The following is a 17,189-nucleotide window of genomic DNA, read 5'->3' on the forward strand; positions in this document are numbered from 1 at the left end:
GCGCCGAGGGGGCCGCCCCTGCGCTCGCGGCCGAGCTTGCCCGCCTCGAGGGCGAGGGCCGCGTGCGCGAGGCGGCCGGGCTCGTCTCAGCCGCGTAGTGTCAGCAGGTCAGATCGGTGCCGTGGGATCGAGCGCGGCGATCGGCGGGCGACTGACCCACCCTCCCCCGGCGCGGCCCTGCGCGAGCCCGTAGTCGAACAGGGCGCGCATGAACGTCTGGTCGAACGGGGCAGGCTGCACCATGTTGAAATCCGCCCCGATGAAGGCGAGGTTGAAGGCCACACCATCGGCAAGCGAGCGCTGGTAGATGCGGACCACGTCGTTGAACCCGCTCACGAAGATCATGGTCGAGATTGCCCGGCTGGCGACGCCGAAGGTGCGCCGCTGCACGACCGCCCAGTCGGGGTCGAGGCGCGCATTGCGGATGATATACGCATTGACCTCGCGGAGGCGATCGCCCCGCCGCCGCCGGGCCTGGCGCAATTCGCCGAGCGCCGGAGGATAGAGGAAGGCCTGCGCGAAGGCGCCGCCGTCGACATGCATCTCCTGGTGCGGCTCGCCGTCGACCGTCACGTCGATCATGACGGGCGGGAACGCACCGGGGATCGCGGCGGAGGCGAGCAGCACCTTGCGGATGAGCTCCGGCGCGCGCGGATCGCCGCTCTTGGCGATGGCACCGATGTTCCACACCACCGGCTTCTGCGCATCGAGGTTGGTCGTGCCGATCAGCAGCAGGCGCCCCGAATCGTAGGCTGCCGCGAGCGCGGCGATCATCTTCTCGTCGAGATAGCGGGTGATGGTGGCCAGCAACGGTGCGGTGTCGGCGAAGGCATCGGCCAGCGCGCCGGAGATGATCCCGCGCGAGATCGCCACGTCAGCGAGCGTGATGTCGGTGTAGACGGCCTTCAGCTGCGGGTCGTACTCGGGCCCGAGATAGGCGAAGGGTGCTGTCAGCGCGCCGGTGCTGACGCCGGTGACGAGGTCGAACACCGGCCGCCTGCCGCTCTCGGTCCAGCCGTTCAGGAGGCCGGCACCGAACGCGCCGTTCTCACCGCCGCCCGACACCGCGAGGAAGTTCGAGACCGGCAGCGCTCTGCCTCGGGCAACCGCACCATCACCTTGGCGCAGGCCCGCGGCCTGGAACTCGGCGTTGATATCGGCGATATCCGTCAGGTAGTAGAACCGCTCGTTGGGCAGGCCGAGAACGGTGGCCCGCTTCGTCAGGTCACGCGGCACGGCCCGCTGACGGATCGGGGAGGCGCAAGCGCCGAGCATCCCCGCCGCGGAGAGCGCTGCACCGCCCAGCAGCATGCCGCGCCGCCCAGCCGCGCGCGTTCCGTTCAGTGCCATGTCATTCAAACTCCCCATGCATGTCGACCAGGCGCTCTCCGGAAGGACTATCGGATGCGCAATTCGGAAGCTGCCGTAGCTCCTTCGGCATCGATGACCGTCACACGGTAGAACCCGGGCCCGTCAGGCGTCCACCGAGTCTCGCGACGATGCCGCTCAGCCGAGATAGGCCGTCCGTCGATGAGCCAGGTCAAGGGTCGCTGCCCGCCTGCGGCGCGGAGCGTGATGCCGGCCTGCTCGAGCGCGGCACCTGGCGGGGGGAAGACGAGGCGGAGCCTGTCAGCCCCGCCCGCGCCGAGCCGGGCGAGCGCAGGTGCGGCCGGCAGTGGCGGCGGAACGGGCAGCGGACCGGCGTCGGGCAGCAGCCCGAAGGCAGCGAACAGCACGGGGCCGGCGACGCCGCGCCCCGTCATGCCAGGCACAGGCGTGCCATCAGGCCGGCCGACCCATACGGCGATGGTGTGCGTGGCACTCATGCCGATCGCCCAGGCATCGCGGTTGCCCCATGACGTGCCGCTCTTCCACGCAATGCGCGGCTCGCGCGGCTGGGCGATGCCCGCAGGTGGGGCGGCGCCAGCGAGGATGCCCCGCACGGCACCCGCCTCGGCCGCGCTGGCGAAGGATCTCCGCACCGCTTCGTCGCCCTGCCGCCAGACCGGCAGCGCAACCATTCCGTCATCGGCAAGAGCGGCGTACAGCGAAGCGAGATCCCACAGCGTCATGCCGAGGCCGCCAAGGGCGACAGGCAGCGAGGGAGCGGCGCCGGTCGGCAGGCGCGGTGCAATCCCCGCTCCCTTCAGGGCCGCAACGAAGGCAAGTGGCCCGACGGCATCGGCGAGTGCCACCGCGGGCAGGTTGAGGGAGCGCACGAGAGCCTGGGCCACCGTCACGTCACCGGCGAAGCCACGGTCGAAATTCTCGGGTGCGTAGTCGGCGAAGCGGCGCGGCAGGTCGGCGATGCGCGTCTCGGGCCGCACCAGTCCAAGCGCGATCGCCTGCGCCACCAGCGCCGGCTTCAGCGCCGAGCCGGGAGAGCGGACGGCGCGCGTGAGGTCGAGTGCGCCGCCGCGCCCCTCACCGGCGATGCCGCCGAGATGGGCAGCGACCGAGCGCGTGGCGTTCTCGACGACGAGGATCGCGAGGTTGGCCTCTGCCGGCAGTGTCTCGCCAGCTTCGGCACCGAGCCGCTCCAGCGCACGCTGGAGGGCGAGGTCGAGCGTCGTTGCCGTGAGCCCCGGCCCCGCGGCGGCGGCAAGGTGGCGCGCCTGACGCGGCATGGCGTGGCGCGCTGCAGCCAGCGGGCGCGCGGCGAGCGCCGTGGCTTCGCCCTCGCTGATCACGTCATCGGCGACCGCATCGCGCAGCACCCGGGCGCGGGCGGCACGGGCAGCCTCGGGGAACCTGTCGGGCCGCAGCGCCGAGGGGCGTTGCGGCAGGGCGACGAGCAGCGCGAGGTCGGCGTCGTCGAGCGCGAGCGGCGGGCGGCCGAACAGGGCGAGGGAGGCCGCCCGCACGCCTTCGAGATTGCCCCCGAACGGTGCGAGGGTGAGCCACATGCCGAGGATCTCGTCCTTGCCGTATCGGGCCTCGAGCTGCACCGCGCGCGCCGTCTCGGCAAGCTTGGCGGCAAGCGTGCGCGGCTTCGGCTCCAACAGGCGGGCCACCTGCATGGTGATGGTGCTCGCCCCCGAAACGACACGCCCCTGCATCGCTGCCTGCCCCGCGGCACGGGCAACGGCCAGCGGATCGACGCCGGGGTGGTGGCGGAAGCGGCGATCCTCGCGCGCGAGCAGCATCGCGACGAACTGCGGCGGCACGTCATCGACCGTGGTGGCAAGCCGCCACACCCCGCCTGGAGCGGGCGAGACGGCGACCAGCCTGCCATCGCGATCGCGCAGTTCCGCCGATACGGCATCGAGCCGCGACAGGTCGGGCGGGAACGCGCGATCGGCGGCGACCACGCCGCAGGCCAGCGCGGCGGTGACAGAGAGTGCTGCGAGCGTGCGCCGCATCAGTCAGCCGGGGCGATGGTGATGCGGCCCGTCGCCTGGCGCGCGAAGAAGCGCGGCTTATACATGTCGGAGAGATGCGCGCCGGGAAGCTCGAACCGACCCGGCGTGACGGCGCGGATGAGGAAGGCAAGCTTGAAGCCCGGCTCACGCTCCGTGAGGTTGAGCTGTGCGGCGAGGCGATCGTCACGCGCCGCGGCGAATGCCGGCCGCGTGAGCTCGCCCAGCCAGGGGAAGGCAGGCACCTCGCCAGGGCCAAGCCGGGCCGGCTCAACCTCCCACCCGGCAGGCAGGCCGTGCACGAGCAGCGCCTGGTGCGCGAGGCGCGTCTCGGCCCGGCCCTCGATCACCAGCACGAACACCTCGTTCTGGCGGAGCTGGTCGAGGTTGAGCGCGGTGCCGTCACGGCGGAAGAAGTTGCGGCGGAGGGTGAGCCCGTCGCGCGCGGCCGGCGGCGGCTGCACCGGAATGCCGGCGACCGCGACACCGGGCCAGATCGCGCGCGTGCCGATGTTGCGCAGCGCGAGCGGCAGCGTGGCGGCATCGCGCTGAAGTGCGACGAAGGGCCGCGGCGGCAGTTCCGTGCCATCGACCGACAGCGCTGCCGGCTGCCCGTCACGCCCCAGCAGCGCCGCGGCGGCAACCGCCCAGGCCTGCTCCTGCGTCGAGGTGCGCGCGGGTGCCAGCGCCTCGGCCGGCAGGGCGTCGATGAGGGGAGGGAGCCGATCGGCCGCGGCGCCTGTCTCGCGCAGGAGAACGATCATCGCCGCGGCATCGCGGAGCGTGCTGCCGTAATCCTCGCCAGACCATTCCCGTGCCGGATCGGATGCGGCATCACGCAGCAGCGCCTCACCACGCGCGCGATCACCGGCCAGCAGCAGCGCCGCGCCAAGCTGCGCACGGCCGAGCGGGGCCGGCAGCAGCGCAGCCCCCTGATCGGCCATCACGCGCATGGCCCCTGGCCGCGGCTGTCCACTGAGTGCCAGGGCATAGAGGGCGTAGGCCTGGGCCGCACGCTGCCAGGGCCTGCGGGCGGGCTCCTCCGTTCGCTCGGCGAGGAAACGAAGCGCGGAGGCGAGTGGGGCCTCCGGGACGGTTGCCCCGGCGCGCCGCGCGCGCAGCAGGAACTCGACCGCGTACGCGGACAGCCACGCCTCGGGCGCGTCATTCGCGCTCCAGAGGCCGAAGCCGCCATCGAAGCGCTGCTTGTCGAACACCGATGTCACCGCAGCCTGCAGCCGCGCGGCACGGTTGGCGCCAACCACCGCCTCGTCCTCGAGGAACACGAGCGGGAGGGCCACGCTCACCACCTGCTCGAGGCACGCATAGGGCCAGGTTTCGAGGGCGCGGATCAGCCCGCCCGCATCGAAGGGTGCTGCGCTGTTGACCGAGACGGAGACGCGCCCCGTGCCGGCCAGGTACGGCGTGAGCGCATCGGCGCCGACGCGCAGCGTCTGCCCCGCGGGCAGTTCGCGCCGCGAGAGTGTCGTCACGGCTGGCCGGGCGGTGCGGACGGTGATCGGGAACACGCGGATGGCGGAGAACCCACCCGGGCCCTCGGCGCGCAGCGTCACCTCGGCGATGCCCGCCCCGGTGCCGCGCAGGGTGAACAGAGCGCGCCCGCGACCACCTTCCGTCAACGCAACGGCCTGGGTGCCGCCATCGATCGCGGCTGGGCCGGTCACGCTGAAGGAGAGGCGCGCCTCACCCGCCGGCAATTCGACATTGTGGAGCGCGACGGCAAGCCTTGCCTCGTCACCCGGCGCGATGAAGCGTGGCAGCGCGGGTTCGGCGACGAGCGCCTCGCGCACCGGCACCGACAGCGCGGCGGCACCGCTGCGTGCCCCATCCCACGCGACCGCCATGAGCCGGAGCGCGGTGTTCACGTCGGGCACCGCGAGGGGAAAGCGCGCGATGCCATCCGGGCCTGCCGCGACGGGCCCCGCAAACAGCGAGGCGATGCGGAACGGAATCGCGGGAAGCCCTGCCCCGCCCTCGCCCTCGTCACCACCCTGGCGGAGCAGACCTGGCTCGCCTTCCGCCGGCGCGATCAGCCGTCCGTAATCGTCGCGGATGTCGAGGCCGAGGCGACGCTTGCCGGTGAAATGCGCCGCCGGATCGGGCGAGCCATGGCTGGTGAGCCGCAGGATGCCCTCGTCCACCGCGGCGAGCACCACCTGCGCCCCTGGTGCCGCGCGCACGGCGACACTCGCCTCGGCACGTGGGCGCAACAATGCTGGCGCCTCGAGCGCGACTTGCATGCTGCGCGGTGCAGGATCGAGCCCAAGCCAGGCAAGGCCGAGCGCGCGCACCGGGCCGGCACCCGCCGCCGCACGGCCGCGCAGCAGCGTTACCACCGCATAGGCACCTGGGCCCCAGGCCGCATCGACCGGCACCTCCACCGTTGCCCCGCCCTCTGGCAGGTCGAGGGTACGGAGGAGGTGCACGCGGTCGGTCACGATCGCGAGCGTCGCGCGGCCGGCGAAGGGAGCAGCGATGCGCACGCGCGCCGTCTCGCCCGGTGCATATATGGAACGATCCGCAGCGACATCGAGAACGTCGGGCGTGTCGCCGGCACCGGCAGCGGGAACGAAGCCGGCGCGGAACCTGACGGAGGTGGCGGCAAGGCTGTTCGGATCGGCGATCTCGAGGCGCCAGCGGCCCCAGTCGAGGGTGGCCGCGAAGCGCGCCGGGGTACCTGCCGTCACGCTGATGTCGGTGGCCTCGCGCGGCTCGTCGCGCCACACCGTCTCGTAGCGGGCGAGGCGCTCGCGGATCACCATCCGCCAGTCCGGACGCTCGCGGACCAGGCGGAGCTTGAGGCCGGGCGCGGCGACGGGGCGCCCCTCGGCGTCGAATGCAGCGATCTCGAACGCCGCTTCGGTGTTGGCCGGGATCGCCCCGCCCGCGAACAGCGGGCGGATGCCGATCAGGAGGCCTGGCATGCGCACGGGAAAACTCGCCTGCGCGCGGGAGGGCCGGCCGCCAGGCTCGGTGACGGCAACCGACAGCGTCGCACGCAGCGGCCGGGTGGTGTCGGGCGCGCGCGGCAATACGATGGAAGCGGAGGTCGTCCCCGCCGCATCGGTCGGCGCGAGGGCAACATCGAGACGGATCGGGTCAGGCGCATCCTGCACGAGGCCGAAGCGCCAGCCGGGCAACGCGGGAAACGGATCCGGATCTGGAACGATCAACACCTCGCCGGTCGCCCCGAGCCCCGCTGCTGGCGGGCCGTAGAGGAACCGTGCCGAGATCGGAACGGAGAGCGGCGTGCCGGGGATGAGCGCCGGCGGTGCGGCGATCTCGACCGCCAGACGCTCGGGCACGAAATCCTCGACGCGGAACTGAGCGCGCCCGATCGGCGCAGCGGCCGGGTCAACCAGCAGTTCGATGACGTAGCCGCCCTGCGGAGCGCCAGGCGAGAGCGGCAGGGCGAGCGTGATCGACCCGGCCGCGCCGCGCGGCGGAACGGTTTCCGAGGCCACGGTGCCGTTCGGCCGTCGCAGCCTGACGGCCACGGGAATGTCGGACGCATCGCCCGCATCGGTGCGCACGAGGGCGAGGAGGTTCACCGTCTCGCCGGGGCGATAGATGCCGCGCTCCGTCCAGGCCCAGGCATCGATCGGCCCGGGGTGCGCGCGGCCCTCGACGCCGCGGTCAGACAGGTCGAAGGCAGCGGCGTTGAGGTCAAGGAAGGCGAGGTCGCCGTCGCTGCCGCGCGCGGCGACGAAGTGCGGTGCCGCACCGCCACGGCCGCGCGTCAACGCCACGGGGAAACGCACGACGCCATCGGCATCGCTCTCGGCGACCGCGAGTTCCTCGTTGCCGCGCGAGACGAGGGCGATGCGAAGCCCGGGCAATGGCCGCGCATCGGCGAGGCTGCGGGCGAGCACCGTCACCCCATCCGCCCCGCGCAGCACGGTGAGGCCGAGGTCGGTGACGACGAACCATTGCGTCGCCAGATCATCCCACCGTTGGGCCGGCGTGCCGTCGCCCGCCGCGGCGGTGAGCGCGAAGAGGCCCGGGGCGGCGCCGGCGAGCATCGAGGAGAGATCGAGCGCGGTGCGCGCCGTGGCGTTGCGCTGCCAGGCGGGGACCGAGAGCGTCCCCTCCCACACCAGCGTGCCGCGCCCCTCAGCGAGCTCGCGCGCGGCCCAGGGGCCGAGCGGGCGCATCACGCGGCCGTTCTCGCCGAGCTCGAGCCCGAGGTTGCGCTCGCCCACCCGGTAGAGTTTCAGCGCGACGGCGGAGAGGTTGACGGTGCCGACGCTGATGCGCGGTGCCTCGCCGCGCGGCAGGATGAACGCGCCCGATTGCAGCACGACGCGCGGTGCGCGATCGGGCATCGCGACCTCGAGCGTGACATCGCGTGCCAGCCTGACGTCGTCCTCGCCCGGCAGGCCCTGGCGCAGCGTGATCCGCCACGTGCGGCCATGTGCGAGGCCGGCGGCGCAGAGGCTCTCACCCTCGCGTGTGACAGCCGCATCGGCAGCACCGTCGACGCGCAGCCAGTCGCGCCAGATGACATCGCGGCGCGGCGAGAGGGGTCCGGCGAAGGCAACGCAGGCACGCGGCGGGTCGCTCTCGGGTTCCGCCGTCACGCGGCGGACGGTGATGCCCGCGGCGCGGCGGAGGGCGGCGAGGCGTTGGCGATAGGCATCGCTGCCGGGATCGCGCTCGACCACCGCCGCCATCGCGTCGGCCGCAAGCGCCGGGCGGTTCTGGGTGGTGGCAAGGATGTCGGCGATGCGCAGCAGCGCGGGGATCTCGGGGGCGCCGCCTGGCACCATCATGAAGGCCTGCCAGGCGGCCTGGAGCGCGCGTTCGCCATTGGGCGGGGTGCGGCGCTGCCAGGCTTCGGCAAGCCTCAGCCAGTGCGCCTCGGTCGGATCGCCAAGTGCGATGCGCGCCTCGAGCGCGGTGACGAACTCCGCGGCATTGTTCTGTGCCGAGACTTCGGCGATGCGGCGCTCGGCCACGGCGCGGCCTTCGGGCGTCGCGGGTGCACTGGGGCGGAGGCTCGAGGCATAGGCATCCGCATCACGCTGCAGGCCCGGAATCTCGAACGCTGCCGCCGGGGTCGCGGCGAGCAGGAGGAGGGAGAGCACGAGCCACGGCAGAGCCCTGAGCCGACCGACCATGCGCATCGCGTGCGTCCTCGTGCTGCACCGGGAACGGTGCGTTCGCGACAAGGATCGCAGAGGGCGGGCGGCCGCGTCCACAGCGGCCACCCGCATGCCCGATCCCTACGGAGCGCGCGTCTTCAGCAGGTCGCGGATCTCGGTCAGCAGCACCTCCGAGGTCGTCGGCCCGGGCGCCGCGTCCGGCTGCTTCTCCTTGAAGCGCGAGAGCACCTTGATGAGCCAGAAGATCGCGAAGCCGACAATCACGAAGTTGATGCAGGCGTTGAGGAAGATGCCGAGTGCGATCACCGCCGCACCGCCATCGCGGGTGGCTTCCAGCGTCGGCAGCCGTTCGCCGGCCAGCACGATGAACACGTTCGAGAAGTCGATCCCACCCAGCAGCAGGCCGAGCACAGGGTTGAAGATGTCGGTCACCAGCGAACCGACGATGGTGGTGAAGGCAGCGCCGATGATGATGCCGACGGCAAGGTCGATGACATTGCCGCGCATGATGAAGGCCTTGAATTCCTTCAACCATGCAGGTTGCGGCGGCAGTTGCGGCAGCGAAGGCTGCATCCCGTTCTCCCATTGTTCGTTGCGCGGTGATGTCGCCCGCCCGATCACTAAAGCGCGCCTTTCCGGATGCCGGCAAGGGGCGGTGCCGTGACGGGCCGGCAGCGTCCGGCTAAGCTCCGACAAAAGGCAAGGAATTCGGAGAAAATCGGTGATGGACAGTCCCGCTTCGCGTGCCGGTCTGGCGGCGACGGCGGCCGATGCGCTGGCCGAGGGCCTGCTCGGACTTGGCGTCACGCGGCTGTTCGGCATGCCGGGGGGCGGGTCGAGCCTCGATCTCATTGCCGCGTCGCACCGGGCGGGGCTTCCCTTCACCCTGGCCCGAACCGAGACGGGGGCGGCGATCATGGCCTCCGCCCATGCCGAGGTGACGGGGCGGCCGGGTGCGCTGCTGGTCACCCGCGGGCCGGGGGTTGCGAGTGCCGCGAACGGCATCGCCCACGCCGACCTCGACCGCGCACCCGTGCTGCTGGTGACGGATGGCTTCACCGCCGCCCAGACGAGCTACGTGACGCACCAGCGCTTCGACCAGATGGCGCTGATGGCCCCGATCGTCCGCGCCCAACGCGCCACGACGGGCAGCGACATCACGGGCTGCCTCGAAGCACTCGCCGCCGCGATGCTTGGCCCCTGCGCCGGCCCTGCCGTGCTTGAGCTCACCGACGAGGCGGCGAAGCGCCCACCCGGCGATGGTGCGGTCCTGCTCCCCGCCCCACTCGCGCCTGCCGATGCGGCGTCGCTCACCGCTGCGCGCGCGCTGCTCGCCGCGGCGCGCCGGCCGGTGATCATTGCAGGGCTTGAGGCGCGGGACGCTGCCACCCCGCTGCGCGCGCTCGCCACATCGCTCGGCGCGCCCGTCCTCGTCACCTACAAGGCCAAGGGCGTGGTGCCGGACGATGACCCCCTGTTGGGCGGCATCTTCACCGGCGGTGCGGCGGAAGCCCCGCTGGTCTCCGATGCCGACCTGATCCTCCTCGCCGGTCTCGACCCGGTCGAGCTGATCCCGCAGCCCTGGCGCTACGGCGCATCGGTGATCGACATCGCCCGCTTCGCGCGGCCACTGCACTACCTCACCCCTGCCTGCCTCGTGGTCGGCGACGTGGCGCACGCGCTCACGGCGCTTGCCGGGGCGGCCGGCCCCTCGGCGTGGGATCGGGCGGCGATCGGCGCCGCGCGGTCCCGCGTGCTTGCCGCGCTCGCAGCCCCCGGGGCGGGCGACGCTGTCGGGCCGGAGCGCGTCGTCACGCTGGCGCAGGAGGCCTGCGGGCGCGCCGGGCTTCACCCGCGCGTGACGGTCGATGCGGGGGCGCACATGTTCAGCGCCACGGGGTTCTGGCGTGCGGAGGCCCCGAACGACCTCCTGATTTCGAACGGGCTCGCGACGATGGGCTACGCGCTGCCGGCCGCGATCGGTGCTGCGCTGGCCGAGCCTGGTCGGCGCACGCTGGCCTTCACCGGCGATGGCGGGCTTGCGATGTGCCTGGGCGAGCTTGCCACCGCGGCGGCGGAGGCGCTGCCCGTCACCGTCATCGTGTTCAACGATGCGGCGCTGAGCTTGATCGATCTCAAGAAAGCCGGGCGGACCCTTCCCGGATCGAGCCTCGGCTACGCAGCACCCGATTTCGCCGCGATCGCCCGCGGCCTCGGCTGCCGCGGCGAGACCGTGGCGGACGTAGCCGGTTATCGCGCAGCCCTCGGTGCCGCACTCGCGACACCCGGGCCGACGGTGATCGATGTCAGGATCGACGCGTCCGGCTATGCGGCGCAGCTTGCGGCGGCGCGGGGGTAGCGCTCAGCTCCGCATCGGCTTAGCGATCCCGTTCGGCCCGAACGAGCGGTCAGGCGTGCCGCGGAACAGCGACATGTGCGTGTGCGTCGCCACCCACGGGTCGCCGACCACGGCGCGCGAGAAGGAGACGGTCGCACGGCCGCGACGGTCGAACGCCGTGCCGTCGGGCATGGAGCCCGTGGAATCCCACACCCCCATGCCGACCGCGAACAGCCGGTCAGGAGAGACAAGGGCGCGCACGCCCTCGCGCCAGGTGAAGCCGTCGATCGTCTGCCACACGTTCCGCCATTGCTGCGCCTCGGCCTCGTCGCGCCCATCGATGAAGTCGGTGAAGGTGCCGAAGGCGATCAGGTCGGGCGAGAACAGGTGTCGCGCGGCGGCGAAGTCGACCGCCTGGACATGGCGGGCAAGCTCCTCGAACCATGCGCTGACGCGCGCGAGGTCATCCGGATCGACAGGCGGCTGATGGGGGTTCACGGCGTCACTCCTCCGTCGCGGGGGCCTCCACGATGCCAGCCGCACCCAGCGATGCAAGCCGACGCGACGCGATGATTGCGGCGCCGCATGTCGGCGTGCCACATAGCGGTGGGGACAAAAATAATCAGGAGGGTTCCAGGAATGCGACGTATCACACAGGCAGCGTTCGGTCTCGGCGCGCTGGCGCTGGCCACCGGCCTCGCGGCAGCACCCGCCGCGGCGCAGGAGCGCGTCCGCTGGGGCGTGCCGATCGCCTTCGGCTCGAACCTCACCGCGCTCGGCGACACGCTTCCGTATGTCGCGCAGCAGCTCAACCGCATGTCGGCGGGGCGCATCAACTTCATCGTCCAGGAGCCTGGCACGGTGATCCCCGCCCTCGGCATCTTCGATGCGGTGAGCGAGGGCAAGGTCGACGCCGGCTATTCCTGGATGGGCTACGAGATCGGCAAGGTGCCTGCCTCTGCGCTCTTCGGGGCGACGCCGTTCGGGATGGAAGCGCTGGAATTCAGCGCCTGGTATTGGTTCCATGGCGGCAAGGACCTGCTGACCCAGATCTACGCGCGCCACAACATCGTGCCGATCTTCTGCGGCGCGATCGCCCCCGAGGGGGCAGGCTGGTTCCGCCAGCAGATCACCAGCCTCGACCAGGTGCGCGGCCTGCGCTTCCGTGCCGCCGGCCTCGGCGGGCGGATCTGGGAGCGCGTCGGCGCCTCGGTGCAGCTGATCCCGGGCCCTGAGCTCTACCAGGCACTCGAGCGCGGCGTGCTCGACGGCACCGAATTCAGCCTGCCCACCGTCGATGAGCAGCTTGGCTTCCAGCGCGTGGCGAAGTTCCTGCACCTCCCCGGCTGGCACCAGCCGACGACGAACCAGTTCCTCTATGTGAACAAGGCGGCGTGGGACAAGCTGCAGGAGCCGACCAAGGCGATGATCGAGGTCGCGTGCCAGGCAGGCGTGGCCTTCGCCATGGCGCGGGCAGAGGCGCTGCAGGGCGCGGTTCTCGCCAAGTTCCGGGCCGAGGGCGTGACGGTGGCGCAGCTGCCGGCGGACGTGCTGAAGCGCCTCCAGGAAGCGACCAACACCGTGCTCGACGAGCAGGCCGGACGCGATGCCGACTTCAAGACGGTGCTCGACAGCATGCGGAAGTTCCAGGCCGAGCATCAGGCGTGGAAGCAGCTCGGCTACCTGCCGCGCGACTGGCCGATCCGCTGATCCTCAGGGTCTGAGCAAGCAGGGGGGAACGGCATGACGCAGTTCGTGGGTCTGCCCGAGGGTGCTGAACCCAAGGGTTACCTGGCCGGCCTTCCCCCCTGCCCGCCTGCCGACGCGATCGACCGGTTCGTTCTTCTCGTCGGCAAGATGTTCGCCTTCGCCTGGGTCCTGCTCGTCCTCGTGATCATGATCGGTGTGCTCGAGCGCTATGCAGCGCCCGTCACGCGCGTGATGGCGATGATCTTCGGGCCGAACCCGGGAACGGCGTTGTCCGAGCTGCAATGGCACCTCTACGCGGCGGGGTTCCTCATCGCGATCCCGTTCGCGATGGTGCGTGGCAACCATGTGCGCGTCGATGCTCTGGCGGAGCATTTCCCCCTCCGCCGCAAGGCGTGGATCGAGCTGCTCGGCACCGTGCTGTTCCTGCTGCCATTCACCGTGTTCGTGCTGATCCACGCCCTGCCCTTCGTCGAACGCTCGATCCAGCTGAACGAGGTGTCACCCTCTCCGGGGGGGCTTGGCGCACGCTGGATCATCAAGAGCTTCGTGGTCGGTGCCTTCGGGCTGCTGCTGCTTGCCGGCATCGCGCGGCTGCTCCGCGTCGGCAACTACCTCTTCCGCCATCGCGCCGCCTGACGTCGGCCGCAGGACACGACCGGGGAACCGAACGGATGCTCGAGACCTACGAGCTGCTCGTCATCATGCTGATGGCGAGCTTCATCCTGCTGATCTTCACCGGCTATCCGATCGCCTGGGTTCTCGCCGGCGTCTCGTTCTGGTTCGTCGTTGTCGGCATCTACGGCAGCGCACATTTCGACCTCGACACATACCTGCTGGATCGATGGGCGGATTTCTCCGTCATCACCGATCGCATCTGGGCGCAGATGCAGAACAGCGTTCTCGTCGCCTTGCCCATGTTCGTGTTCATGGGGCTGATGCTTGACCGGTCAGGCGTCGCCGACCGGCTGATGCAGTCCTTCACGCGGCTGTTCGGCAGCCTGCAGGGCGGGCTGGCGATCGCGGTCTGCTGCATCGGCATCCTGCTTGCCGCATCCACCGGCATTGTTGGCGCCTCGGTGGTGCTGCTCGCGACGCTCTCGATGCCGCTGATGCTCGCCTACTCCTACTCGAAGCGGCTGGCGGCCGGCGTGATCGCCGCGTCCGGCACGCTCGGCATCCTCATCCCGCCCTCGATCATGCTGGTCATCATGGCCGACCAGCTGGCGATGAGCGTGGGCGACCTGTTCATGGGCGCGATGATCCCCGGGCTGATGCTCGGCGTGTTCTACATGCTCTACGTCATCATCGTGACACACCTGTTCCCTGGCATGGGCCCGCCGCCTCCCGACGCGCCGAAGCTGACCTTCGGGCTGGTGCTCGATGCGCTTGCCTCGATGGCAGCGCCTGCGTTCCTGATCCTCGCCGTGCTCGGCACGATCTTCTTCGGCATCGCCACGGCGACCGAGGCCTCCGGCGTCGGCGCCTTCGGGGCAATGCTGCTGGCCGCCTGGAACCGCCGGCTCGACTGGAAGTGCCTGAAGGAGGTCTCCTACGAGACGGCGGCGACCACCGCCTTCATCATGGCGATCTTCCTCGGCGCCTCTGCCTTCGCGCTCGTGATGCGCAACCTCGGCGGCGACGAGTTCATCGCGCACATGCTGCGCAGCCTTCCGTTCGGGCCCGAGGGCATCATCCTCGTCATCCTCGGCATCGCCTTCGTCGCCGGCTTCTTCCTCGACTGGCTGGAGATCAGCCTGATCTTCCTTCCCCTCGTCGCCCCCGTGGTGAAGAGCCTCGGCTTCGACCCGGTGTGGTTCGTGGTCGTGTTCGCGGTCATGCTCCAGACATCGTTCCTCACCCCGCCCGTCGGCTTCAGCCTGTTCTACCTGAAGGGCGTCGTGCCGAAGGACGTGACGACGCGCGACATCTACATCGGCATCCTGCCCTTCGTGGCGATCCAGCTGCTCTGCGTCTTCCTGGTGTTCGAGTTTCCCGAACTGGCGCTCTGGTTGCCGCGCGAAGTCTACGGGCCGGGGGTGCGCTGAGGCCCGGACGGGCGGACATCGGCTGCCTGGGGACGATTGACGTCGATCAACGCGGCAGAAGGCCGCATCGGCCTATTCATTCCTTATGGCAGAGCATTCGACACTGGCACTCCTGAGGCGCACCCCGCTCTTCGCCAACACTGGCGAGCGGGTGCTGTCTCGGATCCTTACCGGCAGCATCACCCGCCAAGTGGCGAAGAACGCCCCGCTCTTCACCGAGGGGGACCCGGTGAAGCTCGTCAACCTCGTGCTGATCGGCCAGGTGGCGCTCACCGCCACCGGGGCAGCCGGCCAACGCACGGTGATCGCGCTGCTCGGCGAGGGAGACCTCGTCGTCGCGCCAGCCATGCTGCTCGGCCTCCGCTCCCCGGTCGGTGCGGTCGCGACCAGCGCCTCGCGCGTGCTCGCGCTCGATGCCGCCCTGATGCGGGCCGAGATCGCGGCCGAACCGGCCCTGGCCGACGCTGTCCTCGCCATGGTGTCGCGCCAATGGTGGTGCCTGATCGAGCAGATCAAGGACCTGAAGCTGCACGACAGCCGCACCCGCGTCGCGCGATGGCTGGCCGAGAACGCAAAGGGCACGGAGGGCGCGCCCGTGAAGCTCGGCGCGCCGAAGGCGATGCTCGCCCGCAACCTCGGCATGACGCCGGAGAGCTTCTCGCGCGCGCTCGCCTCCCTCGAGGCGGCAGGCGCGATCGCGGCCGCGGGAAGCTCCATCGCCATCCTCGACCGCGGGCTGCTCGACGCAACCCCGCCGTTACGCCACAGCTGATCGGGCGTTACCGCACGCCGCCGCCTGGCCAAAGCACGACGCGTAGCGTCTGCAGGATGATCAGCACGTCGAAGATCACCGAGAAGTTCTTCACGTAGTAGAGGTCGTAGCTGAGCTTCGAGCGCGCATCGTCGAGCGACGCGCCGTAGGGGTAGTTCACCTGCGCCCAACCGGTCAGCCCGGCGCGCACCAGGTGCCGCTCGTTGTAGAGGGGCAGGGCCGCGGCAAGCTCGGTCGTGAACTCCGGCCGCTCGGGCCGCGGGCCCACGAACGACATGTCCCCGGCCAGCACGTTGAAGAGCTGCGGCAGCTCGTCGAGCCGCGTGCGGCGGAGGAACCGGCCGATCCGCGTCACCCGCGGGTCCTGCTTCGCGGCCCACACCGCACCGCCGCGCTCTGCGTCCACCGTCATGGTGCGCAGCTTCATGATGCGGAACACGCGCCCGCCCCGCGTGACCCGCGCCTGGCGGTAGAGCACCGGCCCGCCATCGTCGAGCTTCACTGCAAGGGCCGCCGCGGCCAGGAAGGGCGCGGTGATCAGCAGCATCCCCGCACTCGCGGCGATGTCGAGCGCCCGCTTCAGTGCCAGGTCGATCACCGAAAAGGTGAAGCCGTCGGCATAGAGCAGCGAGCCGATGTCGAGGCGCTTGAGGTCGACACGGCCGATCTCGCGCTCGAGGAAGCGATGATACTCGTGCACCGGGAACCCCGCCGTGCGGCAGGAGAGCAGCTCCGTCATCGGCATGCCGCGGCGCTCGTCGGGCGCGACGACGATGCGGTCGGCGCGAACGCGGCGGGCGATCGCGAGGAACCCGTCGCTCGCCGGGAAGATGGGCCAGCGCTTGTCCTCGGCGAGCCTGGGGTCGATCTCGCCCATGCGCGGGTCGTGCACGAAGGCGACGTCCTGCGTGATCGTCCGCCCCTCGCGGCTCAACAGCCACACCATGTCCCACGCCCGCTTGCCGGCGCCGACCACGAGAAGGCTGCTGCGGAAGGCGCCGCGGCGTTGGGCGAGGAAGAACACCCCGCGCGCGGCGAGCGCCGAGGCGGTGAAGGCGAGCACCGCTGCGCCGAACAGGGCGGAGGCGCCAGGGGCGGCGAAAGGCGGCGGCAGCAGCGTGACGGCAGCGAAGGCGGAGGCGGAGCCCAGCCCGGCGGCGAGCGGCACGCGGCCGATCGCCCGCCCAGGCTCGATCAGCGCATCCCGCCGGTAGAGGCCGAGTGCGTAGAGAAACAGCAGAAACGCCGCGGGGTAGAGCACCAGCGGCAAGGGGCCGGGTGGCACGCCGGCGGGGATGGCGTCGCCGATCAGCATGACCGCCAGCGGCCAGACGAAGATGACGAGCAGTGCGTCGGCCGCGAGCAGGGCAGCCGCGGCGGAACAGCGCGGCCCTGCGAGGCGAACGGTCAGGGCCTCGGAGTCCGGCTGGCCGACCCGCGCACCCGGAGCCGCACGAGGGGCCTCGACGCCAGGGGCGGCGATGGCGGACGCGGCGTTGACGGCCGAGGCACGCGCTGTCGAGGCGCCTGCTGGCGAGGCGCCTGCTGGCGAGGCGCCTGCCGGCGAGGCTGGCGCCTCGGCGCCGAGTGTGTGATCCGGGGACATTCCGGGACCACTATACCGCGAGACGCCCCCCCGGGGCGCATGCACAACCGGAACGGGCATGGCGCTGTGACGCGCATCACGCCGCGGCGCCGCCTGGGGGGGCGGCACTTGGTTTTCAGGTTCCTGCGACTCCGGCGTCGGGACTTTTCGGCGAGGAATCACGGGTATTCACTCCCGGAAATGCACGCATCATTGATTCTCATCATCATGACTAAAACCTACAGTAGAGTGAA

11 protein-coding genes are annotated in these 17,189 nt (G+C 71.1%); 5 read left to right on the forward strand and 6 right to left on the reverse strand.

Annotated features, from left to right (window positions below; translation table 11 throughout):
• Positions 1-108: 108 nt before the first annotated feature.
• The 4 genes from Q0C38_RS19480 to mscL form a co-directional block, all read right to left on the reverse strand.
• Entirely contained in the window at positions 109-1,350 is a 1,242-nt protein-coding gene (locus Q0C38_RS19480; RefSeq protein ID WP_291298794.1) for a patatin-like phospholipase family protein, read from the reverse strand.
• A gap of 47 nt (positions 1,351-1,397) precedes the next feature.
• Complete coding sequence (pbpC, locus tag Q0C38_RS19485; protein ID WP_291298795.1) at positions 1,398-3,362, reverse strand: penicillin-binding protein 1C; 1,965 nt, start codon at positions 3,360-3,362, stop codon at positions 1,398-1,400.
• Positions 3,362-8,506, reverse strand: coding sequence for an alpha-2-macroglobulin (locus Q0C38_RS19490; protein ID WP_291298796.1), 5,145 nt, complete (start codon positions 8,504-8,506; stop codon positions 3,362-3,364). Before Q0C38_RS19490 ends, pbpC begins: the two co-directional genes overlap by 1 nt.
• 99 nt (positions 8,507-8,605) lie before the next feature.
• The gene (mscL, locus tag Q0C38_RS19495) at positions 8,606-9,058 is read right to left on the reverse strand and encodes a large conductance mechanosensitive channel protein MscL (RefSeq protein ID WP_291298797.1); all 453 of its coding nucleotides are present in this window, start codon (positions 9,056-9,058) and stop codon (positions 8,606-8,608) included.
• 151 nt (positions 9,059-9,209) lie between these two features.
• On the opposite strand from mscL, the gene Q0C38_RS19500 reads away from it, so the two are divergent.
• On the forward strand, positions 9,210-10,844 hold the full coding sequence (locus Q0C38_RS19500) for a thiamine pyrophosphate-binding protein (protein ID WP_291298798.1): 1,635 nt from the start codon (positions 9,210-9,212) through the stop codon (positions 10,842-10,844).
• A 3-nt stretch (positions 10,845-10,847) separates the two neighbouring features.
• Here Q0C38_RS19500 and Q0C38_RS19505 read toward each other — a convergent pair whose 3' ends face one another.
• Entirely contained in the window at positions 10,848-11,321 is a 474-nt protein-coding gene (locus tag Q0C38_RS19505) for a DUF4440 domain-containing protein (RefSeq protein WP_291298799.1), read from the reverse strand.
• Between the two features lie 141 nt (positions 11,322-11,462).
• On the opposite strand from Q0C38_RS19505, the gene Q0C38_RS19510 reads away from it, so the two are divergent.
• The 4 genes from Q0C38_RS19510 to Q0C38_RS19525 all read left to right on the forward strand — a co-directional run bounded on the left by Q0C38_RS19510 (position 11,463) and on the right by Q0C38_RS19525 (position 15,350).
• On the forward strand, positions 11,463-12,533 hold the full coding sequence (locus Q0C38_RS19510; protein ID WP_291298800.1) for a TRAP transporter substrate-binding protein: 1,071 nt from the start codon (positions 11,463-11,465) through the stop codon (positions 12,531-12,533).
• 33 nt (positions 12,534-12,566) lie between these two features.
• A complete protein-coding gene (locus tag Q0C38_RS19515; protein WP_291298801.1) occupies positions 12,567-13,169 on the forward strand; it encodes a TRAP transporter small permease subunit in 603 nt (200 codons plus the stop codon).
• Between the two features lie 35 nt (positions 13,170-13,204).
• Positions 13,205-14,578 carry a TRAP transporter large permease subunit gene (locus Q0C38_RS19520; RefSeq protein ID WP_291298802.1) on the forward strand — a complete coding sequence of 458 codons (1,374 nt, stop codon included), beginning with the start codon at positions 13,205-13,207 and terminating at the stop codon, positions 14,576-14,578.
• An 85-nt stretch (positions 14,579-14,663) separates the two neighbouring features.
• Positions 14,664-15,350 carry a Crp/Fnr family transcriptional regulator gene (locus Q0C38_RS19525; RefSeq protein WP_291298803.1) on the forward strand — a complete coding sequence of 229 codons (687 nt, stop codon included), beginning with the start codon at positions 14,664-14,666 and terminating at the stop codon, positions 15,348-15,350.
• 7 nt (positions 15,351-15,357) lie between these two features.
• On the opposite strand, the gene Q0C38_RS19530 is transcribed toward Q0C38_RS19525, so the two are convergent.
• A complete protein-coding gene (locus Q0C38_RS19530) occupies positions 15,358-16,956 on the reverse strand; it encodes a TIGR03013 family XrtA/PEP-CTERM system glycosyltransferase (protein WP_291298804.1) in 1,599 nt (532 codons plus the stop codon).
• Between the last annotated feature and the right edge of the window lie 233 nt (positions 16,957-17,189).

The organism is Elioraea sp. (genome assembly GCF_022842375.1).
In the GTDB taxonomy this organism is placed as follows: Bacteria; Pseudomonadota; Alphaproteobacteria; order Acetobacterales; family Acetobacteraceae; genus Elioraea_A.

Bases quoted from the DNA above. Each gene is read 5' to 3' on its own strand.
- Q0C38_RS19500 (WP_291298798.1), top strand. From the start codon at position 9,210: ATGGACAGTCCCGCTTCGCGTGCCGGTCTGGCGGCGACGGCGGCCGAT.
- mscL (WP_291298797.1), bottom strand. From the start codon at position 9,058: ATGCAGCCTTCGCTGCCGCAACTGCCGCCGCAACCTGCATGGTTGAAG.
- Q0C38_RS19520 (WP_291298802.1), top strand. From the start codon at position 13,205: ATGCTCGAGACCTACGAGCTGCTCGTCATCATGCTGATGGCGAGCTTC.
- Q0C38_RS19525 (WP_291298803.1), top strand. From the start codon at position 14,664: ATGGCAGAGCATTCGACACTGGCACTCCTGAGGCGCACCCCGCTCTTC.
- Q0C38_RS19530 (WP_291298804.1), bottom strand. From the start codon at position 16,956: ATGTCCCCGGATCACACACTCGGCGCCGAGGCGCCAGCCTCGCCGGCA.
- pbpC (WP_291298795.1), bottom strand. From the start codon at position 3,362: ATGCGGCGCACGCTCGCAGCACTCTCTGTCACCGCCGCGCTGGCCTGC.
- Q0C38_RS19515 (WP_291298801.1), top strand. From the start codon at position 12,567: ATGACGCAGTTCGTGGGTCTGCCCGAGGGTGCTGAACCCAAGGGTTAC.
- Q0C38_RS19510 (WP_291298800.1), top strand. From the start codon at position 11,463: ATGCGACGTATCACACAGGCAGCGTTCGGTCTCGGCGCGCTGGCGCTG.
- Q0C38_RS19490 (WP_291298796.1), bottom strand. From the start codon at position 8,506: ATGCGCATGGTCGGTCGGCTCAGGGCTCTGCCGTGGCTCGTGCTCTCC.
- Q0C38_RS19480 (WP_291298794.1), bottom strand. From the start codon at position 1,350: ATGGCACTGAACGGAACGCGCGCGGCTGGGCGGCGCGGCATGCTGCTG.